The 23,443-nt window shown below is 72.2% G+C and carries 19 protein-coding genes; 5 read left to right on the forward strand and 14 right to left on the reverse strand.

The window, feature by feature from the left end; translation table 11 throughout:
* Positions 1-12: 12 nt before the first annotated feature.
* The 5 genes from QUG92_RS08185 to QUG92_RS08205 form a co-directional block, all read right to left on the reverse strand.
* Complete coding sequence (locus QUG92_RS08185; RefSeq protein WP_182047854.1) at positions 13-1,782, reverse strand: peptidoglycan D,D-transpeptidase FtsI family protein; 1,770 nt, start codon at positions 1,780-1,782, stop codon at positions 13-15.
* 49 nt (positions 1,783-1,831) lie between these two features.
* Positions 1,832-2,503 (reverse strand): cell division protein FtsL, encoded by a 672-nt coding sequence (gene ftsL / locus QUG92_RS08190; RefSeq protein ID WP_289458670.1) that lies wholly within the window; start codon positions 2,501-2,503, stop codon positions 1,832-1,834.
* A gap of 1 nt (position 2,504) precedes the next feature.
* A complete protein-coding gene (gene rsmH, locus QUG92_RS08195) occupies positions 2,505-3,461 on the reverse strand; it encodes a 16S rRNA (cytosine(1402)-N(4))-methyltransferase RsmH (protein WP_289458671.1) in 957 nt (318 codons plus the stop codon).
* Positions 3,462-3,568: 107 nt separating this feature from the next.
* A complete protein-coding gene (mraZ, locus tag QUG92_RS08200; RefSeq protein WP_069711170.1) occupies positions 3,569-4,000 on the reverse strand; it encodes a division/cell wall cluster transcriptional repressor MraZ in 432 nt (143 codons plus the stop codon).
* A gap of 401 nt (positions 4,001-4,401) precedes the next feature.
* Positions 4,402-4,803, reverse strand: a complete 402-nt coding sequence (locus QUG92_RS08205) for an SCO2097 family morphological protein (protein ID WP_289458672.1) — start codon at positions 4,801-4,803, stop codon at positions 4,402-4,404.
* Positions 4,804-4,944: 141 nt separating this feature from the next.
* Between QUG92_RS08205 and QUG92_RS08210 the strand changes: the two genes are divergently transcribed.
* Positions 4,945-6,063, forward strand: a complete 1,119-nt coding sequence (locus tag QUG92_RS08210; RefSeq protein WP_182047848.1) for a polyprenyl synthetase family protein — start codon at positions 4,945-4,947, stop codon at positions 6,061-6,063.
* Positions 6,064-6,140: 77 nt separating this feature from the next.
* Here the strand turns inward: QUG92_RS08210 and QUG92_RS08215 are convergent, their stop codons facing one another.
* Entirely contained in the window at positions 6,141-6,497 is a 357-nt protein-coding gene (locus QUG92_RS08215; protein WP_289458673.1) for an Rv2175c family DNA-binding protein, read from the reverse strand.
* 171 nt (positions 6,498-6,668) lie between these two features.
* Between QUG92_RS08215 and QUG92_RS08220 the strand changes: the two genes are divergently transcribed.
* Complete coding sequence (locus QUG92_RS08220) at positions 6,669-7,940, forward strand: LysM peptidoglycan-binding domain-containing protein (RefSeq protein WP_289458674.1); 1,272 nt, start codon at positions 6,669-6,671, stop codon at positions 7,938-7,940.
* Between the two features lie 145 nt (positions 7,941-8,085).
* The gene (gene pknB, locus QUG92_RS08225) at positions 8,086-10,137 is read left to right on the forward strand and encodes a Stk1 family PASTA domain-containing Ser/Thr kinase (protein ID WP_289458675.1); all 2,052 of its coding nucleotides are present in this window, start codon (positions 8,086-8,088) and stop codon (positions 10,135-10,137) included.
* 110 nt (positions 10,138-10,247) lie between these two features.
* Here the strand turns inward: pknB and QUG92_RS08230 are convergent, their stop codons facing one another.
* The 3 genes from QUG92_RS08230 to QUG92_RS08240 form a co-directional block, all read right to left on the reverse strand.
* Entirely contained in the window at positions 10,248-11,633 is a 1,386-nt protein-coding gene (locus QUG92_RS08230; protein ID WP_289458676.1) for a class II 3-deoxy-7-phosphoheptulonate synthase, read from the reverse strand.
* Positions 11,634-11,759: 126 nt separating this feature from the next.
* Entirely contained in the window at positions 11,760-12,512 is a 753-nt protein-coding gene (locus QUG92_RS08235; RefSeq protein ID WP_289458677.1) for a lysophospholipid acyltransferase family protein, read from the reverse strand.
* A 40-nt stretch (positions 12,513-12,552) separates the two neighbouring features.
* The gene (locus QUG92_RS08240; RefSeq protein WP_182047844.1) at positions 12,553-13,506 is read right to left on the reverse strand and encodes an ROK family glucokinase; all 954 of its coding nucleotides are present in this window, start codon (positions 13,504-13,506) and stop codon (positions 12,553-12,555) included.
* A gap of 174 nt (positions 13,507-13,680) precedes the next feature.
* Here QUG92_RS08240 and QUG92_RS08245 point away from each other — a divergent pair, with 174 nt between their 5' ends.
* Positions 13,681-15,528 carry an AMP-dependent synthetase/ligase gene (locus tag QUG92_RS08245; protein WP_289458679.1) on the forward strand — a complete coding sequence of 616 codons (1,848 nt, stop codon included), beginning with the start codon at positions 13,681-13,683 and terminating at the stop codon, positions 15,526-15,528.
* A gap of 173 nt (positions 15,529-15,701) precedes the next feature.
* Here QUG92_RS08245 and QUG92_RS08250 read toward each other — a convergent pair whose 3' ends face one another.
* From QUG92_RS08250 to QUG92_RS08265, 4 genes are all read right to left on the reverse strand, one after another.
* Positions 15,702-15,830 carry a hypothetical protein gene (locus tag QUG92_RS08250; RefSeq protein ID WP_259346265.1) on the reverse strand — a complete coding sequence of 43 codons (129 nt, stop codon included), beginning with the start codon at positions 15,828-15,830 and terminating at the stop codon, positions 15,702-15,704.
* Between the two features lie 137 nt (positions 15,831-15,967).
* Entirely contained in the window at positions 15,968-17,503 is a 1,536-nt protein-coding gene (locus tag QUG92_RS08255; RefSeq protein WP_289458681.1) for a hypothetical protein, read from the reverse strand.
* Positions 17,504-17,683: 180 nt separating this feature from the next.
* Positions 17,684-18,187, reverse strand: coding sequence for a peptide deformylase (locus tag QUG92_RS08260; RefSeq protein WP_069711178.1), 504 nt, complete (start codon positions 18,185-18,187; stop codon positions 17,684-17,686).
* A 1-nt stretch (position 18,188) separates the two neighbouring features.
* On the reverse strand, positions 18,189-21,599 hold the full coding sequence (locus tag QUG92_RS08265; RefSeq protein ID WP_289458682.1) for a pyruvate carboxylase: 3,411 nt from the start codon (positions 21,597-21,599) through the stop codon (positions 18,189-18,191).
* A 60-nt stretch (positions 21,600-21,659) separates the two neighbouring features.
* Here QUG92_RS08265 and QUG92_RS08270 point away from each other — a divergent pair, with 60 nt between their 5' ends.
* Entirely contained in the window at positions 21,660-22,478 is an 819-nt protein-coding gene (locus tag QUG92_RS08270; protein ID WP_069711180.1) for a ParA family protein, read from the forward strand.
* Between the two features lie 212 nt (positions 22,479-22,690).
* On the opposite strand, the gene QUG92_RS08275 is transcribed toward QUG92_RS08270, so the two are convergent.
* Entirely contained in the window at positions 22,691-23,215 is a 525-nt protein-coding gene (locus QUG92_RS08275) for a MerR family transcriptional regulator (RefSeq protein ID WP_141718808.1), read from the reverse strand.
* Between the last annotated feature and the right edge of the window lie 228 nt (positions 23,216-23,443).

Consider the following 23,443-nt stretch of genomic DNA (forward strand, 5'->3'; position numbering starts at 1 on the left):
GTTCCTTCTTCCTCACCACGTGGACGGGTACAGCTGCGCCTCGGCCGTGGAGGGGGCTACTCGGTACTTCTCGAGCACCTGGGACATCAGCGTGCGGAACGCCGGAGCCGCTCCGCTGGACCACTTGTTGGTCTGCGGCTTCGTGAACGTCACCGTGACAACATACTGGGGGTCCTCGGCGGGTGCCATTCCGGCCACCGAGGTGATGCGCTGTCCGCCGTAGCCCTTCGACCCCTCGGCCACCTCGGCGGTACCGGTCTTCGCGGCGATGTTGTAGCCGGAGATCGGCTTCATGCCGACGAGCGTGCCGCCCGTGACGACGCTCTGCAGCATCTTGACGGTCTGGTCGGCCGCCGCGGTGGAGACGACGCGCGTCCCCTGCACGTCGGGCGCGTCGATGGTCTTGCCGTCGGCGGTCTGGCAGCCCTTCACCATGTGCAGCGGGATCCGGACGCCGTCGTTCGCCAGCGTCTGGAACACGCTCGCCACCTGGACCGCGGTGGTCGAGATGCCCTGACCGAACATCGAGTTGATGTTCGTCTGGCTGCTCCAGTCGGGCGAGGCGCCGTACTGCATGGCCGGCTGACCCGGGTAGTCGATCGCCGTCTCCGGCTCGAACAGGCCGAACTTCTTCATGTAGTCGAAGCGCTGCTGCTGCGTGAGCCGTTCGCCGAGCTCGGTGATGCCGACGTTCGACGAGTTCTGCAGGATGCCGGTCAGGGTCAGGTTCTCGGTCGGGTGGAACTCGGAGTCCTGGATCTTGCCGCCCCACGGGAACGAGCGCGAGTACGGCACGACCGCACGGTCGGTCGGGCCCGACTTCCCCTGGTCGATCAGTGCCGCTGCGATCGCCGCCTTGATCGTCGATCCGGGCTCGTACGTCGCGGTCAGGGCGCGGGAGCCGAAGGCGCCCTTGTCGGTCGTCGCGTCGACGTCGTTCGGGTCGACCGTCGGGTAGTCGGCGACGGCGAGGAGCTCACCCGTCTTGACGTCCACCACGGTCGCGGTCGCGGACTCGGCCTGCAGGGACTTCGCCGCCGACGCGATCGTCTGCTGCGCCATGTACTGCAGGTCGCTGTCGATGGTGGTCTCGAGCGTGCCGCCGTCCTTCGCCTGCTTGGTCGTCCGGGTGCTGCCGGGCAGCTGCACGCCGTCCTCGCCGCGCTCGTACGTCTCCGAGCCGTTCGTGCCCGCGAGGCACGCGTCGTACGAGTACTCCAGGCCGGCCTGCGCGCCGTCGGTGCCCATGAAGCCCGTCAGCGCCCCGGCTGTCGCGCCGCTCGGGTAGACGCGCGCCGCCTGCTGCTCGGGGTACGTCCACGGGATGGACAGGGCGCGGACGGCCTCGTAGTGCTTCACGTCGAGGCCCTTGACCAGGTACGCGAAGTCCGACCGGGGGTCCGCGGCGATGTTCCGCTGCATGGTCGCCACGTCCGCGCCGGACGCCTCCGCGACGGCACGGAGGGCCTCGTCGACCGAGACCCGCTTCACGCGGTCGCCGCCGAGCTTGCCGTCGAAGGGCTTCACGAGGCGCGGCGAGGTGGTGATGTTGTACCGGTTGACGCTGTCGGCCAGCTCGACGCCGTTGCGGTCGACGATGGCGCCGCGGGTCCCGTAGATCGTCACCGGGATGCTCCGCTTGGCCTTCGACGCATCGTTCAGCGCGGCGGCCTGCACCACCTGGATGTCGACCAGGCGGATCACGAACACGGCCACGAGGGCGATCACGGCGATGATCACCACGCTGTAGCGCAGTCGTGGGTTGCGGATCGTCTTGGTCACGCGGTGCGGTCCTTCCCGGGTGGTGCGGCAGGGTGTCCCGGCCCGCAGGTCACCGGGTGGTGGGGGCCTGGAGCGGGTTCGCGTCGGACTCTACGTCGGCCTTCGGCGCGGCCCCGTCCGACGCGCTGGCCCCGGCGCTGTTCCCAGCGTCGGTGCTCGCGGCGGCCGGCGCGGACGCGGCTGCGGACGGCGCGGTCGGTGCGGCGGGAGCGCTCGGCGCCGCCTCGGCCGGCTGCTTCGTCGCGAGCGGGACCGGGTCGAGCAGGGCGTTGGGCACCTGGTTGTCGCTGCTCGCGGTCGCCTCGTCGGGAGCCGCCGGCGTCGGCGTGCCGTACACCCGCCCGGTCTCCGGGTCGAGGTAGACCGGCGTCGAGTTCGCGATCATCCCGAGCGACTGCGCGTTGCGGGCGAGGTTCTGCGGCGAGTCGAGCACGCGGAGCTCCTCGGACAGCGACTGCTGCGTCCGCGAGAGCTTCGTCTGCTCGGCGCCGAGGGAGTCGAGCGTGTAGGCGCCCTGGCTCAGCACCATGCTGATGCCGAGCTGCGCGAGCAGCAGGATGCCGAGCGCGACGACCGCGACGATGGCGTACGCCACCCTCGGACGGGCACGGCGCTGCGCACGCGTCGGTGCGACCTCGACCAGCTCGGGGCGGTCGTGGCGCGGGCGCGGGGCACGCGACGGGGCGACGACGGGGTCGACGAGTGCGAGGTTCGTGCTCATGTCAGTTCCGGATCCGCTCGGCCGCGCGCAGGCGCACGGGGATTGCTCGGGGGTTGGCGGCGCGTTCGGCGTCGTCGGCCAGTTCCGCGCCCTTGACGACCAGGGACCAGGTCGGGGCGTGCTCGGGGAGCTCGACCGGCAGGTCCGCCGGGGCGCTCGAGGTCGTGCGCTCGACGAGCGCCCGCTTGACCAGACGGTCCTCGAGGGACTGGTACGACTCGACCACGATGCGGCCGCCGACGCCGATGACGTCGAGCGCGGCGGGGACCGCCCGCTCGAGGACGGCCAGCTCGGCGTTCACCTCGATGCGGAGCGCCTGGAACACGCGCTTCGCCGGGTGTCCCTGCCGCTGGATCGCGACGGGGGTCGCGTCGTGGAGGACCTGCACCAGGTCGCCCGACATCGTGAACGGACGCTCCGCGCGCCGCTCGACGATCGCGCGGGCGTACCGGCCGGCCAGCTTCTCCTCGCCGTACCGCTGGAAGATGCGCCGGAGTTCGCCCTCGTCGTAGGTGGCGAGCACGTCCGCCGCGGTCCGGCCCTCGGTCCGGTCCATCCGCATGTCGAGCGGGGCGTCCTGGCTGTAGGCGAAGCCGCGCTCGGCGCGGTCCAGCTGGAGCGAGCTGACGCCGAGGTCGAACAGGACGCCGTCGACCTTCCGGAACCCCTCGCCCTCGACCGCCTCGACGATGTCGTCGTACACGGTGTGCACGAGCCGGACGCGGTCGCCGAAGCGGGCCAGGCGCTCCCCCGCGATGCCGAGCGCGTCGGTGTCGCGGTCGAGTCCGATCAGGGTGAGCTCCGGGAAGCGCTCGAGCAGCGCCGCGGAGTGACCGCCCATCCCGAGGGTGGCGTCGACGACGACCTTGCCCGGCCCCTCGAGCGCGGGGACGAACAGGTCGACGATGCGCTGGAGCATCACCGGGGTGTGCGGGAACGTCGGCTGGTCTTCGGCCATGTGCAGCCCCTCGACCTCCTGGGCCACGCATCCGGATCCCCATCCATGCGACCTGACACCGGGGAAGGTGTGTCAGGGCACCACGGCTGGGAGTCCCGATCCGCGGATCAGAAGATCCCCGGGATCACCTCCTCGTCGTTGTCGGCGAAGCCCTCTTCGACCTCGGCGTAGTAGGCCTCCCACGCGGTGGTCGACCAGATCTCGGCACGGTCACCGCTGCCGATGACCGTGAGGTCCCGCTCGAGCCCCGCGTACTCGCGGAGGTTCTGCGGGATCGTCACGCGGTTCTGCTTGTCGGGCGTCTCCGCGCTCGCTCCGGAGAGGAACAGGCGCATGTAGTCCCGAGTGCGCTTCGACGTCATCGGTGCGGTGCGGATGCGCTCGTGCAGCTGCTCGAACGTGTCCGCGCTGAAGACGACGACGCAGCGCTCCTGCCCACGGGTCATGACGAGCCCGCCGGACAGTTCGTCCCGGAACTTGGCGGGGAGGATCACGCGACCCTTCTCGTCCAGCTTCGGGGCATGGGTACCGAGCAGCACGTCGGGGCCTCCCCTCCGCTCCACCGGTCCGTCGTGGTCCCCACTTTACTCCACTTCCCTCCCCACAGGGCGGTTCCCGCTCCCCGATCTGCCCGCGACCCCCGGATTGGGGCAGCTCCCCGAGGTCCAGCGGGCACGGAAGAGCCCGCCGATCCGCGGATCGACGGGCTGGTGGAGGCGAGTGGAGGAGGTGGAGCAGAGTGGAGGACTCTCACAGCCCCGGATCGGGTGGAGGGCGGGTCGGACGGGAGGCGCGTGGGGACGCCGCCCCGCGCCTCCCCTCCGACACCCGCCCGGCCTGCTCGACGCACCGGGACGATCAGCGACAGCAGCCCCCGCACACGACGAACGGGGCCGGTCCGACTGGACCGGCCCCGTTCGTGGAGGCGTGTGGAGGGCTGCTACTGCTGCCCGGGGTCGTTGCGCTTGTCCCAGCGCTCGTTCATGCGGTCCATGAACGAACCACCGGACGACGACGGCCGCGCGGGACGGCGGGAACCGGCACCACCGGCACGCGGCGCCTTCGCCCCGGCCTTCGGCATCCGCATGCCCGGGCGCAGCGCGTACAGCACGCCGGCGAGCATCACGACGAAGCCCGGCAGACCGAGCAGCGGCTGCTTGAACACCAGCGCGAGGACGACGATCGCGATGCCGACCAGTGCACCGAGCACCCCGATCGTGATCGTGGTGTAGCTGGCGCGACCCTGGCGGCGCGTGACCCGCGCCACGAAGTCGGAGTCGTTCTGGTAGAGGCTCCGCTCCATCTCTTCGAGGAGTCGCTGCTCTTGCTCCGAGAGTGGCATCTCGTTTCCCTCTTGTTCTCGGGGATGCTGTCCTGAGGATGCTGTCCTGGGTGACGGCTGGTGGACCGCGCTGCCGCCGGGTTGTGGCAAGCGCTGAGTGGACCGATTCTATGACTCGACCGCTCCACTAGGGTAGGTACCGTGGCTGAGAGTACGCGATTAGTGGACCTCGTATCGGCGCGTCTCGACCGGGCACTCGACGAGCAGCGCGAGCGCCTCGTCGGCATCAGCCCCGACCTCGCTCCGTTCGACCGGTACGCCCGTGACCTGCTGTCCGGCGGCAAGCGCTTCCGGGCACTGTTCTGCTACTGGGGCTGGCAGTCCGTCGCCGGTCGGTCGGGCTCGTTCGACCCCCTCGCGGAGGGCTCGCGCCAGACCACCGCCGAGGCGGTCGTCACGGTCGCCGCGGCGCTCGAGGTCTTCCACGCCGCCGCCCTCGTGCACGACGACATCATGGACCGCTCGGACACCCGCCGCGGTCGTCCCGCCGCGCACCGCCGCTTCGAGTCCCTGCACGAGGAGTCCGGCTGGGTCGGCGACCGCGCGCTGTACGGCACGAACTCGGCGCTGCTGCTGGGCGACCTGCTGCTCTCGCTGAGCGACGCCGTCTTCGACGAGGGCCTCGCCCTGCTCGACCCGGCCCGCGCGCGCATCGTCCGCCAGGAGTTCCACACCATGCGGCTCGACGTCACGGCGGGGCAGTACCTCGACGTGCACGAGGAGACCGCCTGGCCGTCCATCGACGAGGCCGAGCACCTCGTCCGGGCCCAGCGCGTCATCGTCTTCAAGTCGGCGAAGTACTCGATCGAGGCGCCGCTCGTGATCGGCGCGCTCGTCGCCGGCGCCTCCCCGGCGCAGCTCGAGGGTCTGCGGTCGTTCGGACTCCCCCTCGGCGTGGCGTACCAGCTGCGCGACGACCTGCTCGGCGTGTTCGGCGACCCCGAGGTGACCGGCAAGCCGGCCGGGGACGACCTGCGCGAGGGCAAGCGCACCGTCCTCATCGCCTCGGCCCGGAAGTCGCTGGCGCCCGGTCCGCGGCAGCTGCTCGACGAGCTGCTCGGCGACCCCGACCTCGACGAGGGTCAGGTCCAGATGCTCCGCGCGACGTTGACCGAGTCCGGGGCGGTCGCCGCCGTCGAGCGATCGATCGACCGGCACGTGCAGCGCGCCAAGGCCGCCCTCGAGGCCACCCCGCTCACGCCGTCGGCGCGGGAGCAGCTGATGGCGCTGGCCGACACCGTGAGCCGCCGCGTCGCGTAGACGCGACCGACCGACGGACGGACGGGAGGCCCGTGGCGACGTCGCCACGGGCCTCCCGTCCGTCAGGTGGGTGACGATCAGAGCAGGGACTGCGCGACGCGCCGCACCTCGGACTTGCGGCCGGCGCGCAGCGCCGCGATCGGCGAGGTGCCGAGCGCGGGCTCGTCCGAGAGCATCCAGCGGACGGCCTCGTCGTCCGAGAACCCGTTGTCGCCGAGCACGATGAGCGTGCCGCGGAGCTCGGGCAGCGGCTCGTCACCGTCGAGGAACTCGCCGGGCACCCGCAGCACGCCGCCGACGCGGGCGGCCAGCAGGGTCTTCTGCTCGAAGAGGCGGTGGATGCGGCCCGGGCTCACCCCGAGCAGCTCCACCAGGTCGGGCACCGTCAGCCAGCGCTCGGAGAGGGTCGTGTCGTCGGTCGGTACAGCGCTCACGGCTCCATGTTGCCAGAGCGGTCGCCGTCCGCGGTCCCCCACGATTGGTCACACGAGTCACACCCGCAACATCCGGCTCTCTGGTTGACTTGGGAATCACGCCATGTCAGCGTGGAGCCACCTGTGAGTGCTCGCACCCGCGCAAGGCTCACCCAGGACAGGAGAAACCCCGTGGACAACGCTGCAGACGACGCCGCCCGGCGCGCCCGATCCGCCCGGTTCGCCACCATGCCCATCGTCCTCGCGGGCACGATCGCGGTGACCGCGGGCCTGACCGGGCCGGTGGCGCACGCCGAGCCGCGGCACGACGACGACGACGCGGGGAAGCGTCACGTCGACGAGGACCGGAACGTCGGCCACCGCGCCGTGTTCGACACCGCGGTCGCGCGACCCTCGACGACCGTGGTCACGCCGGTGGTGGCGGTCTCGAAGGCCCCCACGACCTACACGGTCCGCCAGGGCGACACGGTGTCCAGCATCGCCGCCCGGTTCGGCCTCTCCGCGCAGGAGGTCCTCGTGCGCAACGGCCTCGGCTGGAACACGATCATCCACCCCGGCCAGACGCTGCACCTGTCCTCGAAGCCCGCGGCACCGACGGCCGCGCCCGCCTCGACCGGCAGCACGGGCAGCTACCACGTCAAGCAGGGCGACACCGTGTCCGGCATCGCCGCCCGCGCGGGTGTGTCGACCTCGTCGATCCTGTCGGCGAACGGGCTGACCCAGCGCTCGGTGATCTACCCGGGGCAGACGCTGCAGGTCCCCCGCGCCGGGTCGGCCGCGAAGCCCGCGCCCGTCGCGAGCAGCGCCCCCGCCGCTCCAGCCGCGCCGGCCCGCGCGTCGAGCGTCAAGATCGCGGCCGGCGACACCATCGGCGGCATCGCGGCGAAGCACGGCGTGTCCGTCAAGGCGCTCCTCGCCGCGAACGGCCTCAGCTACACGAGCACGATCTACGCCGGGAAGACCCTCGTGCTCCCCGCGGCGACCTCGAAGCCCACCACGACCCCGACCGGCGGCGCCGTGACCACCGCGGTCGGCAGCGTCAACGGCGTCGAGCTCACCGGCGAGCAGCGTCGGAACGCCGCGACCATCGTCGCCGTCGGTCGCACCCTCGGTGTGCCGGACCGCGGCATCGTGATCGCCCTGGCCGCGGCCCTGCAGGAGTCGAGCCTCCGCAACCTGTCGCACGGCGACCGCGACTCGGTCGGCCTCTTCCAGCAGCGTCCGAGCCAGGGCTGGGGCACGAAGGCCGCCCTGCAGGACCCGGCGACCGCCGCCGAGCGCTTCTACGTCGGCAACCCGGGCAAGACCCGCGGGCTGCTCGGCGTCCGGGGCTGGTCCTCGATGAGCCTGACCGCCGCCGCGCAGGCCGTGCAGGTCTCGGCCTACCCGAACGAGTACGCCAAGTGGGAGCAGACGGCGCGCGCGCTCCTCGCCTCGCTCTGACGACGGCCCGCTCGCGCGTCCGGGGCTCGGCCGACCGGCGGCGCCCTGGTCGCCCGACGGAACGAGTCATCCTCGAGATCGAGATCGGGTAACGACCGGAGCGTCAGTACCGGCCCCACCAGCCCGCCTTCGTAGAATGCCGCCGATGACCACGAACGCCGCCACGGACCCGATGATCGGTCGCATGATCGACCAGCGGTACCGCGTGCGCTCGCGCATCGCCCGCGGCGGCATGGCCACGGTGTACCTGGCGACCGACGTCCGACTCGAACGCCGCGTCGCGATCAAGATCATGCACGGGCACCTGGCCGACGACCAGGCCTTCCGGGAGCGCTTCATCCAGGAGGCACGGTCGGCCGCGCGCCTGTCGCACCCGAACCTGGTCGGGGTCTACGACCAGGGCGCGGAGGACGACACCGCGTACATCGTCATGGAGTACATCCCGGGGATCACGCTCCGCGACCTGCTCCAGGAGCACCGGGCGCTGACCCCCGAGCAGGCGACCGACATCCTGCGCGCCGTCCTCGCCGGGCTGGCCTCGGCGCACCGCGCCGGCATCGTGCACCGCGACCTGAAGCCCGAGAACGTCCTGCTCGCCGACGACGGCCGGATCAAGCTCGGCGACTTCGGTCTCGCGCGTGCCACGACCGCGAACACCGCCACCGGCGCGGCCCTGCTCGGCACCATCGCGTACCTGTCCCCGGAGCTCGTCACGCGCGGGGCTGCCGACTCGCGCAGCGACATCTACGCCGTCGGCATCATGCTCTACGAGATGCTCACCGGCGAGCAGCCCTACAAGGGCGACCAGCCGATGCAGATCGCGTACCAGCACGCCAACGACACCGTGCCCGTGCCGAGCGCCGCGGAGCCCGGTGTCCCGCCGGAGCTCGACGACCTGGTCGCCTGGGCCACCGCCCGCAACCCGGACGACCGGCCGATGGACGCCCGCGAGATGCTCGACCACGTGTCCGGCGACCGGCAGCGCGCGACCGGGCAGTACCGGACCGCCGTCCTCCGCCCGGAGAACGCCACCGCGATCCTGCCGGCCGGTGACGGCCGGGCGGCCGGCGACGGCCGGGCGGCCAGCGACGGTCGGGCGGACAGCGGCGACGCGACCGACGCCACCCGCGTGATCGCGGGGTCGCCGGGCGGCGCCGCGGCCGCACCGGTCCGCCGCGGAGCGCCCGGACCGCGTCGGACGGGCTCGCAGCCCGGCGCGCTCTCCCCCGCCGGACAGCGGCTGGCCGACAAGTCCGCCAAGCGCCGGAAGCGCGGCTGGATCGCGCTCGCGGTCATCCTCGTGCTCGTGATCGCCGCCGGCGTCGTCGGGTGGGCACTCGGCCCCGGGCCCTGGGGCAACGTCCGGATCCCGGAGGTCGCCGGCAAGTCCGTCACGCAGGCACGCCAGCTGCTCCAGGCGCAGGGGCTCCAGCCCGCGGCACGGACCGGCACGCGGTTCGACGCCGTCGTGGCGAAGGGGCAGGTCTCGACGACCAAGCCCGCGGCCGCACGCGAGGTCCGCAAGGGCACCGCGGTGCAGATCGTGGTGTCGGGCGGACCACGGATGATCGCGCTGCCGGCCATCGTCGGACAGCCGCTGTCCACCGTGACCGCGGCGCTCGACGACGACTTCCAGCTGCAGGACGACCGGTACGAGTTCTCGGCCGACGCCCCGGCGGACACCGTGATCGCCGCGACCGGGGTGCTCCCCGGCGGCGACACGGTCGACCTGTCCACCGTCGACGAGTACGGCGAGCGCGGCCCGGTGACCCTGACGGTCTCCCTCGGCGCCGTACCGGACGTCACCGGCAGGACCGTGGCCGACGCCACGACGACGCTCCAGGGCGTCGGCCTGACGGTCGGCGCGCAGCAGGAGCGCTACGACGACGACGTGCCGAAGGGGCAGGTGATCTCCTCGCAGGTCGAGGGCTCCCCCGCCGTCCGTGGCTCGACGGTGGACCTCGTGGTCTCCCGTGGTCCGACGCCGATCACCCTGCCCGACGTCGCGGGCAAGACGATCGCCGACGCCACCTCGACCCTCGAGAACCTCGGGCTGCAGGTCACCGTGCCGGACTGCACGAACGTGCTGTGCCGGCTGACGGACTGGAAGGCCCTGCTCCGCGTGGACGCGACCGACCCGGTGCAGGGGTCGACGGTGTACCGCGGCGACGAGATCACGCTGTCCTACCGGCAGTAGCCTGCTCGACGACGCGCCGGTCGGCAGATCGACGGGCGCCCACGACGACGGACGGGAGGCGCGGTGCCGGCTGGCACCGCGCCTCCCGTCCGTCGGTGGGGACCTGCGCGCTACGGGCGTGCGGTCGGGTGCGCCGCCAGTTCCTCCGCCACCAGGAAGGCCAGCTCGAGGGACTGCATGTGGTTGAGGCGCGGGTCGCACAGCGACTCGTACCGGGTCGCCAGCGTCGCCTCGTCGATCTGCTCGGAGCCGCCGAGGCACTCCGTGACGTCGTCACCGGTGAGCTCGACGTGCATGCCGCCCGGGTAGGTGCCGACCTCGCGGTGGGCCTCGAAGAAGCCGAGGACCTCGTCCACCACGTCGTCGAACCGACGGGTCTTGTACCCGGTCGGCGTCGTCAGGCCGTTGCCGTGCATCGGGTCCGTGACCCAGAGCGGCTTCGCGTCCATGCCCTGCACCGCCTCGAGCAGCTTCGGCAGCTCGTCACGGATCTTGCCCGCGCCCATGCGCGTGATGAAGGTCAGGCGACCGGGCTCGCGCTCGGGGTCGAGCTTCTCGATGAGCGCCCGCATGTCGTCGACGCTCGTCGTCGGGCCGAGCTTGACGCCGATCGGGTTCCGCACGCGCGACAGGAAGTCGACGTGGGCACCGTCGATGTCGCGGGTCCGCTCACCGATCCAGATGAAGTGGCCCGAGGTGTCGTAGGGCAGACCGGAGCGCGAGTCGATCCGGGTCATCGGCCGCTCGTAGTCCATCAGCAGCCCCTCGTGCGAGGCGTAGAACTCGACGTGCTTGAGCGCCTCGAAGTCGGCACCGCAGGCGCCCATGAAGCGGATCGCGCGGTCGATCTCGGCCGCGAGGTGCTCGTAGCGGGCGTTCGCCGGGTTCGACGCGAAGCCCTTGTTCCACGAGTGCACCTGGCGCAGGTCGGCGAACCCGCCCTGGGTGAAGGCGCGGACGAGGTTCAGCGTCGACGCGGCCGTGTGGTACCCCTGCACCAGGCGGCGCGGGTCGGCCTGCCGGCTCTCCGGCGTGAAGTCGTAGCCGTTGACGATGTCACCGCGGTACGCCGGCAGGGTGACGTCGCCCCGGGTCTCGAGGTCGCTCGACCGCGGCTTGGCGAACTGCCCCGCCATGCGGCCCATCTTGATGACGGGCATCGAGGCGCCGTACGTCAGCACGACGGCCATCTGCAGGATCGTCTTCACGCGGTCGCGGATCGAGTCCGCGGTGGCGCCGGCGAAGGTCTCCGCGCAGTCACCGCCCTGGAGCAGGAAGGCGCCGCCCGAGGCCGCGACCGCGAGCCGGGCCCGCAGGTCGTCGACCTCGCCCGCGAAGACCAGCGGCGGGAGCGTCGCGATCTCGGCGGAGGCGGCCTCGGCGGCAGCCACGTCCGGCCAGGTCGGCTGCTGCTTGATCGGCAGGGTGCGCCAGTGGTCGAGGCCCGCGATGACGTCCGGATCCTGCAGGGCGACGGGGTCGATCGACTCGATCAAGGAGGTACCTCGGTGTTCTGGGTCGGTGGCCGGGGCGGCACCCGCGGGCGGGGACCCCGGCTCGGGCTCGGAGTCCTCAGATCCTACCGTCCGCCGCGCGGCGTCCGCGTGCGTGTGACGGGTCGGCTACCGGTCCGCGGCGGTCGCCTCGGTTGCAGCGGCGGCCGGGGTGCGCCGGTCCTTCATGACCTGCTCCCGCGCGCTGGTCGCCCGCTCCTTGACGCTCGTGGCGTAGACGTCGACGTACTCCTGACGGCTCAGGCCGGCGAGCTCGTGCATGACCTCGTCGGTCACGCTGCGCAGGATGAACCGGTCGGTCTCGAAGCCCGCGAAGCGCGAGAAGTCGAGCGGCTTGCCGAAGACGACGCCGACGCGCTTGGCCTTCGGGATCTTCTGCCCGATCTGCTGCACCTCACGCGTGCCGATCATGGCGACCGGCACGACGGTGACGCGGCCCTCGAGGATCATCCGGGCGATGCCGGTGCGACCGCGGTAGAGCTTGCCGTCCGGGCTGCGGGTCCCCTCCGGGTAGATGCCGAGCTGCTCCCCGCGCGCCAGCACCTGCAGTCCGGTGCGGAGCGACGCCTCGGACGCCTTGCCGCCGGAGCGGTCGATCGGCAGCTGTCCGATGGCGTTGAAGAACGTCTTCGTCGCCCAGCCCTTCAACCCACGACCCGTGAAGTAGTCGCTCTTCGCCAGGAACGAGATGCGACGGTCGAGGACCGCCGGCAGGATGACCGAGTCGATGAACGAGATGTGGTTCGAGGCGAAGATCACCGGCCCCTTCGCGGGGACGTGCTCACGCCCGATGACCCACGGTCGGAAGAGGGTGAGGATGAGCGGGCCGAGCAGGAAGTTCTTGAGCAGCCAGTAGGTCATCGTCGACTCCAGTTCGGGGCGCGGGTGCCGTCAGGTGACCCTACGCCGTGCGCGCGTGGATGCGGGCGAGGTCGGCGGCGCCGACGACACCGGCGTCGTTCACGAGCTCGGCGATGACGAAGTCGGGCTCCGGGTGGTAGCCACGGGCCGGCAGGTTGTTCAGGTACGCCTGCTTGATGGGCTCGAGCAGCCGGTCGCCCGCGCTGGCGACCCCGCCGCCGAAGACGAAGAGCTGCGGGTCGAGCACGGCGGACAGCGAGGCGCAGGCCTCGCCGAGGTGCCGACCGAGGCGGCGGAGGGCCGCGAGGGCGCCCGGGTCGTCGGCCAGGATGAGGTCACCGACGATCGCGCCGTCGAGCTGGCCGCCGTTCTGCTCGCGGGCGTCGGCCAGTGCCGACCCGATCCCGCCGGCGTCGGCGACGTCGTTCGCCATGCGCTGCAGGGCGCGTCCGGAGCCGTACTGCTCGATGCACCCGCGGGCGCCGCAGCCGCACGGGAGCCCGTTCGGCACGACGCGCAGGTGGCCGATCTCGCCGCCGGTGCCGAAGCCACCCCGGAACAGTCGGTCCTCGGTGACGATCGCGCCGCCGACCCCGGTACCGATGGTGAGCATCGTCATGTCGGAGACCAGGCGGCCGGCACCGAAGCGGAACTCGGCCCAGCCGGCCGCGTTCGCGTCGTTGTCGACGGTGATGTGCAGGTCGCCGAGACGCTCCTGCAGCTTCTGGCGCAGGGGCTCGTTCCGCCACCGGATGTTCGGCGTGTAGTAGACGATCGACTGCGAGGCGTCGATGAAGCCCGGCGCGGCGACGCCCACGGCACCCACGTCGTGGGCGGCCCGGAGTCGCGACACCATGGTCACGACGTCGTCGAGCATGGCGTCCGGGTCCGCCGCGTTGGTGGCGACGCGGTCCTCGGCGAGGATCTCGCCGAGCTCCGAGACGACCGCACCAGCGATCTTGGTGCCCCCGATGTCGATTCCGATGGCATGCACGAGCATCGACCCTACCGTCTCCGGGTGGCGCCGCCGAACGCCGGACCGTGCCTGTCGAGGTGCTGCGAACCGCGGCCGTGCCCGGTCGGCGGCCCGGGTCGTCGCCGTAAGCTGGCGGTGTCGCCTCACCGTCGAGGCGTCCTCGTATCGAACCGGCCGACAAGGGAGTCCACCGTGAACGATCAGCGGCAGTCCGCACCCACCTCCGCTCCGGACCGCGGGTCCGCGGCGAGCCTGCTCGCCGACCGGGCGCGACGGACCCCGGACCGACCGATCCTGGCCCAGCGCCACGGCGACACGTGGACGACCATCACCGCCGCGGAGACCCTCGCCCGGGTCCGCGGCATCGCGAAGGGCTTCGTCGCCGCCGGGCTCGCTCCCGGTGCGCACGTGGCGATCCTCTCGCGCACCCGACTCGAGTGGACCCTCGTCGACTTCGCCGTGTGGACCGCGGGCCTGGTGTCGGTCCCGGTGTACGAGACGAGCTCCCCCGACCAGGTGCGCTGGATCCTCTCCGACTCCGAGACGGTGGCCGTCGTGGTCGAACAGGAGGAGCACGCCCGCCGCGTCGCGTCCGTCGCCCCCGACCTGCCGCACCTCGGACAGCACTGGACGATCGACGGCGGCGGGCTCGACGACCTCGTCCGGCTCGGTGAGACCGTCACCGACGCCGAGCTCGACGCCCGGACGTCGGACGTGCACGGACACGACGACGCCACGATCATCTACACGTCGGGCACCACCGGTCGGCCGAAGGGCTGCGTGCTGCGGCACGACAACTTCACCGCGACGGTCGAGGGGGCGACGGAGGCGATGCCCGAGGTCGTCGCCGACGGTTCGTCGACGCTCCTCTTCATCCCGATGGCCCACGTGTTCGCACGCTTCATCGCCGTCATGTCGATCTCCACCGGCGTGGTCGTGGGGCACGAACCGGACACCCGCGACCTCATGCGCGCGGTGTCGACCTTCCGCCCCACGTTCCTCCTCGCCGTCCCCCGCGTCTTCGAGAAGATCTACAACTCGGCCGAGCAGAAGGCCGACCTCGGCGGGAAGGGCCGGATCTTCCGGGCCGCGGCGGACGTCGCGGTCGCGCACTCCGAGGCCGTCGCGGCCGGTCGGGTGCCGGTCGGCCTGCGGCTGCGCTTCGCGCTCTTCGACCGACTCGTCTACGCGAAGCTGCGGAACGCGATCGGCGGCCGGGTGACGCACGCCATCAGCGGTTCCGCCCCGCTCTCGCCACGGCTGTCGCACTTCTTCCGGTCGGTCGGCGTGCACATCCTCGAGGGCTACGGCCTGACCGAGACCACCGCGCCGGCCACGGTGAACCGCGCGCAGGAGCTGCGGATCGGCACGGTCGGGCGCGCGCTGCCCGGTGTCGAGGTCCGGATCGCCGAGGACGGCGAGGTGCTCGTCCGCGGTGTCGACGTCTTCGACCGCTACTGGCACAACGAGGAGGCGACCGCGAAGGCCTTCGTCGACGGCTGGTTCCGCACCGGCGACCTCGGACGGCTCGATGCCGACGGGGTCCTCACGGTGACCGGCCGCGCGAAGGAGCTCATCGTCACGGCGAGCGGCAAGAACGTCGCCCCCGCCCCGATCGAGGACGGCATCCGCGAGCACCCGCTGGTCGGACAGGTCGTCGTGGTCGGCGAGGGCAAGCCGTTCGTCGCGGCGCTCGTGACCCTCGACCGCGAGATGCTGCCCGGCTGGTGCGAGGCCCGCGGGATCGTGCCCGCCCTGACCCCGACCGCCGCCGCCTACGACGAACGCGTCCACGTGGCGGTCCAGGAGGCCGTGGACGCCGCGAACCAGCGGGTGTCGCGGGCCGAGTCGGTCCGCTCGTTCACCATCGTCGACACGGAGCTCACCGAGGCGTCCGGTCACCTGACGCCCAAGCTCACGATCAAGCGTGCCGTCGTGATGCGGGACTTCGCGGCCGACGTCGAGCACATCTACTCGGGGTCGAAGGTGCAGACCACCGCGACCCCCGTGGTCGCGTCCCGTCGCCGCGACCGCGCGTAGCACCGCGACGGACGGGAGGCCCGGTGCCGGTCCCTGGGACCGGCACCGGGCCTCTCCCCACCGGCACGGCCGGCACGCCGCTGGCGCGTCGCGCCGGTACCGGCGGCGTGGGCCCAGTGCGTCCGTCTGCGTGTGTCCGCGCCACCCGTGTCCGGGTCGCGCCACGCGCCCCCTCAGGCCTCCGGGGCCTGCTGCACCTCCGGCGCGTCGAGGACGGCGGTCGAAGCCGTCACGGGCATCGGCTCGGGGCGGCGGTTGGTGCGGGTGCGGTGCGAGCTGAGCTCGTCGTTCTGAACGGTCATGCTGGGTCCTGGGGTGTGGGAAGGGCGTCGGTGGGTGGCCGACGAGAGCACGGTACCTCCGTCCGGCGCCGGAGCGACAATCCCGCGTCCGGGTGTCACCGACTGTTCGCTCGGAGCGGTGGTCCGGACGGTGGTGGTCAGCGCGACATCACGACGGGCGCCGGCGCGAACGAGGTCGAGGTGCTGCCGTCCGGGTGGGTCAGCGTGACCCGCACCCAGTAGCGTCCCGGAGCCATCGAGCCGAGCCGGAAGGGCACGCTGTTCGCGCCCTTCGCCACGGCCGTCCCCTTGGCCGCGATGGCGACGTAGCCCCGGCTCCCCGGCGGGCGCGTCCCGACGGCGACCTCGGCGGTGGTGCCCGGCACCCAGGCCGCGTCGTGGAACTGCACCGAGGTGGAGCCCTTCGCCGCGGGGTCCGCGCGCAGGTGCAGCGAGCGGAGGTGCCAGACCGCGGCTCCCGGGTCCTCGTTCGGGTCTAAGCGCAGGCTCGTGATGGTCCGACCGGCCCAGCCGAGGCGGGGGTTCAGCGCGTTCTCGTCGAGCGGGTTCCGCGCGGTCAGGTCGACGGTCACCTCGGACTGGTTGCCCGAGTCGTACGTGAGGATGTCGTTGCTGATCTGCGGGGTCCCCGAGCCGGAGGCGTTCCAGATGAGACGCGCCATCTTGCCGCCGCCCGGGTGGTCGGCCAGGTCGAACTTCCCGTCGTACGTCATGTCGAACTGCAGGTAGTGGTACGTGCTGCCGGGGAACGGCGACACCGGGAAGAGCAGCCGGGGGTCGTTCTGGGCGGGCGGCGCGTTCCGGGCGTTCAGGCCGCGGGAGTCGCGGGGCAGGCGGGTGATGTCCTGGTAGCGGACCCCGCCGGTGGCGACGGCCGACCGGAAGTCCCACGACCGACCGTGCTGGACGGCCGCGAGGTCCGCACCCTGCGACGGGTTGGGCGAGTCGACCACCGTCTGCGGACGCGGCCGGATCGTCGTCGTGCCCGTGGTCCCCGGCGGCAGCGCCGCGTTCGGGTGCTGCGCGTCCGGCGCCGCGTGGAGCCGGACCCAGTCGATGGAGGCGGTCCCGCCCTTCTCCTTCGCGCGCATGACCACGGGGTCGAGGCGGACGACGACCATCTTCGCCGACTTCCACGGGCGCTTGCCGAGCAGCGTCGACGTCTTGGCGAGGTCGATGTCGTAGGTGTGGCGCCCCGGCACGGTCGAGAACGTGGCACCGCCGCCGCAGGCCGACGTCTGCTCACGGCAGGTGAACCAGTAGACGGCACCGATGCGCTTGGCGAGCGGCTGGTCCATCGAGAACGAGAGCCGGGTGTACTTCGCCGTGTCGACGGGCTGGAGCGCCCCGTCGCGGCCGAAGGGCAGGCTGCCCGAGACCGAGTGCACGAGGAAGAGGTGGTCCTGGTCCACGAGCTCGACGCTCAGGGCGCCCCCGCCGACGGACGCCCGGGCGGACGTCGAGCTCGTGTTGATGTCGGCCGCGTTCGAGAAGTCCCACGCGTCGCCGAACACGTCGGTGGCGTAGTCGGCGGCCTCCGGCTCCGAGGTCGCCGCGACGGCCGGCGACACCGGCCCCGTGACGACGACGCCGGCTGCCAGCGCGGTGAGCACCGCGAGCAGCGTCGCGGTCATGCGCCGTGCCCGGCGCGTGGTCGTGGTCCGTCCCTGCACGGCCGTCCTCCTGGTCGGTGCGCGCCCGCCGACCCGGCTGGTGCGGGGTGCGCGTCGACGCAGAACGCTACGTCGTACGGGTGACGTCGGCGACCCCCACGATCGGGTGTCCGCAGGTGTGCGGACCAGGACCGACCCCGGTCCGCACGTCCCGGCGCGGGGTCGGGCGCGTGGTCGGGGTCAGTGGAACCAGTCCTGCGCGCGGATGTCGCGGAGCGCCCCGCGGCGGACCTCGGGGTCGAGCGTCATGACGTAGACGGTGCCGTCGAGGTGGTCCACCTCGTGCTGCAGCGCCTCGGCCATCAGCCCGGTGCCCTCGAGCACGACCTCGGCACCGTCGACGTCGACCCCGCGGACCCGCGCCCACGGGTGGCGGGGTGTCGGGTAGGACAGGCCGGGGACGGAGAGGCAGCCCTCGTCCATGTGCTCCCGTTCGCCGCGGACCTCGACGACCTCCGGGTTCAGGACGTAGCCGACCTCGCCGTCCACGTTCCAGGAGAAGGCCCGCAGCCCCACGCCGATCTGCGGGGCGGCGACGCCGGCACGGCCGGGTTCCTTGACGGTGTCGATGAGGTCCTGCACGAGGTCGCGCACACCGGGTGACCCGAGGGCCTCCGGTGCGATCGGGTCCGCGGGGGAACGGAGGACGGGGTCGCCGAACAGGCGGATGGGACGGACGGTCACGTTACTGCAGCACCACCAGGAGGTCGCCGGCGTCCACCTGCTGGGTCGCCGGGATCGCGAGACGGCCGACGGTGCCCGCCACGGGCGCCGTGATGGCCGCTTCCATCTTCATCGCCTCGATGCTCGCCACGGCCTGACCGGCCCGGACGACGTCACCGACGGCGACCTTGAGCGTCACGACACCGGAGAACGGTGCGGCGACGTGCTTCGGGTCGGACGGGTCGGCCTGCTCGGCCACCTTCGTCTCGACCTCGACCGAACGGTCGCGGACGGTGACCGGGCGGAGCTGCCCGTTCATCGTCGTCATGACCGTGCGCATGCCCCGCTCGTCGACCTCGCCGATCGCCTCGAGCCCGACGAGCAGGTCGACGCCGCGACCGAGCGGCACGACGTGCTCCTGACCGGGACGCAGCCCGTACAGGTAGTCCGTGGTCGGCAGGACGGAGAGGTCCCCGTACTGCTCGCGGACCTGCTCGAACTGCCGGGTCGGCTGCGGGAAGAGCAGGCGGTTGAGGGCCTGCTGGCGTTCGGGACCGGAGGCGGCGAGGTGCACGCGCTCCTCGTCGGGGACCGGGGTGACCGTCAGTCGGACCTCCCGCCCCGCGAGCACCTTCGACCGGAAGGGCTCCGGCCAGCCGCCGGGCAGGTCGCCCAGCTCGCCGGCCATGAACCCGACGACCGAGTCCGGGATGTCGTACTTCTGGGGGTTCTGCTCGAAGTCCTCGGGATCGGCCCCGACCGCGGCGAGCTGCAGCGCGAGGTCGCCGACGACCTTCGACGACGGCGTCACCTTCGTCGGCCGGCCGAGGATCCGGTTGGCCGCCGCGTACCAGTCCTCGACCTGCTCGAAGCGGTCGCCGAGCCCGAGTGCGATGGCCTGCTGCCGGAGGTTCGAGAGCTGCCCGCCGGGGATCTCGTGCTGGTAGACGCGACCGGTCGGCCCGGGCAGGCCGGACTCGAACGGCGCGTACGCGCGACGCACGGCCTCCCAGTAGGGCTCCAGCGCGCCGACCGCGGCGAGGTCGAGCCCGGTGTCGCGCTCGGTGTGCGCCAGCGCCGCGACGAGCGCGGACATGCTCGGCTGGCTCGTGGTGCCGGCCATCGGCGCGGCGGCGACGTCGACGGCGTCGGCGCCGGCGCCGGACGCGGCGAGGAGGGTCGCCAGCTGGCCGCCCGCGGTGTCGTGAGTGTGCACGTGCACGGGCTGGTCGAACCGCTCGCGCAGTGCCGTGACGAGCCGCTCGGCGGCGCCGGCGCGGAGCAGGCCGGCCATGTCCTTGATGCCGATGACGTGCGCGCCGGCCTCGACCATCTGCTCCGCGAGGCGGAGGTAGTAGTCGAGCGTGTAGAGGTCCTCGGCGGGGTCGAGGAGGTCGCCGGAGTAGCAGAGCGCCGCTTCGGCGACGGCCGTGTCGGTGGCGAGCACGGCCTCCAGGGCGGGACGCAGCTGCGAGACGTCGTTGAGCGCGTCGAACACCCGGAAGACGTCGACGCCGCTGGCGGCGGCCTCGGCCACGAACGCGTCGGTGACCTCCGTCGGGTACGGGGTGTAGCCGACGGTGTTGCGACCGCGCAGGAGCATCTGGACGGGGATGTTCGGGATCGCCGCGCGGAGCGAGGCGAGGCGCTCCCACGGGTCCTCGCCGAGGAAGCGCAGCGCCACGTCGTAGGTGGCGCCGCCCCAGGCCTCGACACTGAGCAGCTGCGGCGTGAGCCGGGCCACGTGCGGGGCGACGGCCACCAGGTCCTTCGTGCGGACCCGGGTCGCGAGGAGGGACTGGTGCGCGTCGCGCATCGTCGTCTCCGTGACCGCGAGGGCGGTCTGCTCGCGGAGCGCCCGTGCCCACGCGGCCGGACCGACCCGGCGCAGCAGGTCGCGCTGCCCCTCCGGCGGCGCGACGGACAGGTCGACGGCCGGCAGCTTCTCGCTCGGCTCGACGGTCTGCGGGCGACGCTCGCCGTTCGGCTTGTTCACCGTGACGTCGGCGAGCCATCCGAGGACCTTCGTGCCGCGGTCCTTCGAGACGTGACCGCCGAAGAGCTGCGGGCGCTCCTCGATGAACTGCGTCGAGACGTCGCCGCGGGCGAAGTCCGGGTCCTCGAGGACGGCCTGCAGGAACGGGATGTTCGTGCTCACGCCGCGGATGCGGAACTCGGCGAGGGCACGCTTGGCCCGCGCCACCGCGGCCGGGAAGTCCCGCCCGCGGCAGGTCATCTTCGCGAGCATCGAGTCGAAGTGCGGGCTGATCTGCGCGCCCGTCGCCACCGTGCCGCCGTCGAGGCGGACGCCGGCGCCGCCCGGGCTGCGGTAGGTGGTGATGCGGCCGGTGTCCGGACGGAAGCCCTGCGTCGGGTCCTCCGTCGTGATGCGGGTCTGCAGGGCGGCGCCGTGCACGCTGACGGTGTCCTGCGACAGCCCGAGGTCGGCGAGGGTCTCCCCCGCGGCGATGCGCATCTGCGACTGGACGAGGTCGACGTCGGTGACCTCCTCGGTCACGGTGTGCTCGACCTGGATGCGCGGGTTCATCTCGATGAAGACGTGCTGACCCGCGCGGGCGCCCTCGGTGTCGAGCAGGAACTCGACGGTGCCGGCGTTGACGTAGCCGATCGACCGCGCGAACGCGACGGCGTCCCGGTGCAGGGCGGCCGCGACCGACGGGTCGAGGTCCGGCGCGGGCGCGATCTCGACGACCTTCTGGTGGCGACGCTGCACGGAGCAGTCGCGCTCGAACAGGTGCATCGTGCCCGCGTCGGAGCCGGTGGCGTCCGCGAGGATCTGCACCTCGATGTGCCGCGGACGGATGACGGCCTGCTCGAGGAACATCGTCGGGTCGCCGAACGCACTGTCGGCCTCGCGCATGGCGGCCTCGAGTGCCCCGCGCAGCTCGGCCTCGGTCTCGACCCGGCGCATGCCGCGACCGCCACCGCCGGCGACCGCCTTCGCGAAGACCGGGAAGCCGATCGCGTCGGCCCCCGCGAGGAGCTCGTCGACGTCGCGGCTCGGCGGGGTGCTCGCGAGGACCGGGACACCGGCCGCGATCGCGTGCTCCTTCGCGGTGACCTTGTTGCCCGCCATCTCGAGGACGTGCTCGCCGGGGCCGATGAACGTGATCCCCGCAGCGGCGGCAGCGGCCGCCAGCTCCGGGTTCTCGGACAGGAAGCCGTAGCCCGGGTAGATCGCGTCGGCGCCCGACTCGCGGGCGACGCGGATGATCTCGGAGACGTCCAGGTAGGCCCGGACGGGGTGACCCGGCTCGCCGATGACGTAGGCCTCGTCGGCCTTCAGCCGGTGCAGGGAGTTGCGGTCCTCGTACGGGTAGACGGCGACCGTGCGGGCCCCCAGCTCGTACGCGGCACGGAACGCGCGGATGGCGATCTCGCCACGGTTCGCCACGAGGATCTTGCTGAACACGACGTCCCTTTCAGCCCGGGTTGAGGTGTCACAACCCTACTGGCGGTAACGTGGCCCACCGTGCATGTACTCAGCGTGAGCTCCCTCAAGGGTGGTGTCGGCAAGACGACGGTGACGCTCGGCCTGACATCGGCCGCGTTCGCCAAGGGACTGCGCACGCTGGTGGTGGACCTCGACCCGCAGTCCGACGTCTCCACGGGCCTCGACATCGACATCTCCGGCCACCTCAACGTCGCCGACGTCCTCGAGAACCCGAAGGAGAAGATCGTCCGTCAGGCGATCGCCCCGTCCGGGTGGACGAAGGGCTCGCAGGGCAAGGTCGACGTGCTCGTCGGCTCGCCCTCGGCGATCAACTTCGACGGGCCCCACCCCTCGATCCGTGACATCTGGAAGCTCGAGGAGGCCCTGGCCAACGTCGAGCAGGACTACGAGCTGGTCCTCATCGACTGCGCGCCGTCCCTCAACGCGCTCACCCGCACCGCGTGGGCGGCCTCCGACCGCGTGACCGTCGTCACCGAGCCGGGTCTGTTCTCCGTGGCCGCCGCCGACCGTGCCCTCCGTGCGATCGAGGAGATCCGACGCGGACTCTCCCCCCGCCTGCAGCCGCTCGGGATCATCGTGAACCGCGCTCGCGTGCAGTCGCTCGAACACCAGTTCCGCATCAAGGAGCTCCGGGACATGTTCGGCCCGCTCGTGCTCTCGCCGCAGCTGCCGGAGCGCACGTCGCTGCAGCAGGCCCAGGGTGCCGCGAAGCCCCTGCACGTGTGGCCGGGTGAGTCGGCGCAGGAGATGGCGCGGAACTTCGACCAGCTGCTCGAGCGCATCATGCGCACGGGCAAGATCGGTCCGTACGCCGAGGGCGCTGCGATCCAGGCCTGACGCCGCGGCGCCCGGCGCTGAATGCCGGTGCCGGCGCCGCGACTGCGCACGACTCGCCGCTCACGTCCGCCGAGCGTGCACGACTCGTCGTCCGAGCACGGCGGGAGTTCCGAATTCTGCGCTCTCGGCGTCACGCACGCGGCAGGTCGCGCGACCTCGGCGTCAGGCGCGGGGACGACCGCTGCCCCGGGGCAGCACCAGCGGGCCCGGCGTCAGGAAGCGCGGTTCGCCCGGCGGGCGGCGAGCTCGTCGGCCGGGTCCGCCGCGGGGGTGGCGTCGAGCTCGACGAGGGAGCTCTCCACCTCGCGCAGGACCTTGCCGACGGCGATGCCGAACACGCCCTGGCCGCGGGACACGAGGTCGATGACCTCGTCGTCGGAGGTGCAGAGGTAGACCGAGGCACCGTCCGACATCAGCGTCGTCTGGGCGAGGTCGGAGACGCCCGACTCGCGGAGCTGGTTCACGGCGGTGCGGATCTGCTGCAGCGAGATGCCCGTGTCGAGCAGGCGCTTGACGAGCTTGAGGACGAGGATGTCGCGGAAGCCGTACAGGCGCTGCGACCCGGAGCCGGCCGCGCCACGGATCGTGGGCTGGACGAGCTCGGTGCGGGCCCAGTAGTCGAGCTGGCGGTAGGAGATGCCTGCTGCCCGCGCGGCGACGGTGCCGCGGTAGCCGTTCTGCTCGTCGTGCTCGGGGAGGCCGTCGGTGAAGAGCAGGCCGAGGTCGTACCGAGTCATCTCGGACTCGGTACCGGGGGTGTCAGTCCCACTCATGTGCATGCCTTCCACGACGTTCGAGCTCCCACCCGAAGGTTCAACGACGGGTTGAGAGTTGTTCCGAGGTCCACGGTAGCGACTCGGACACGGTGATCGCGGCACATCCGTCCCGGCGAGTCCGGCGTGTCGAGGATACGCCCCGACCACCGACGCCCGACAGGCTCGTGCTCCCGGACGGAAGCCCCCGGA

It is taken from the genome of Curtobacterium citri, from assembly GCF_030362955.1.
Taxonomy (GTDB): domain Bacteria; phylum Actinomycetota; class Actinomycetes; order Actinomycetales; family Microbacteriaceae; genus Curtobacterium; species Curtobacterium citri.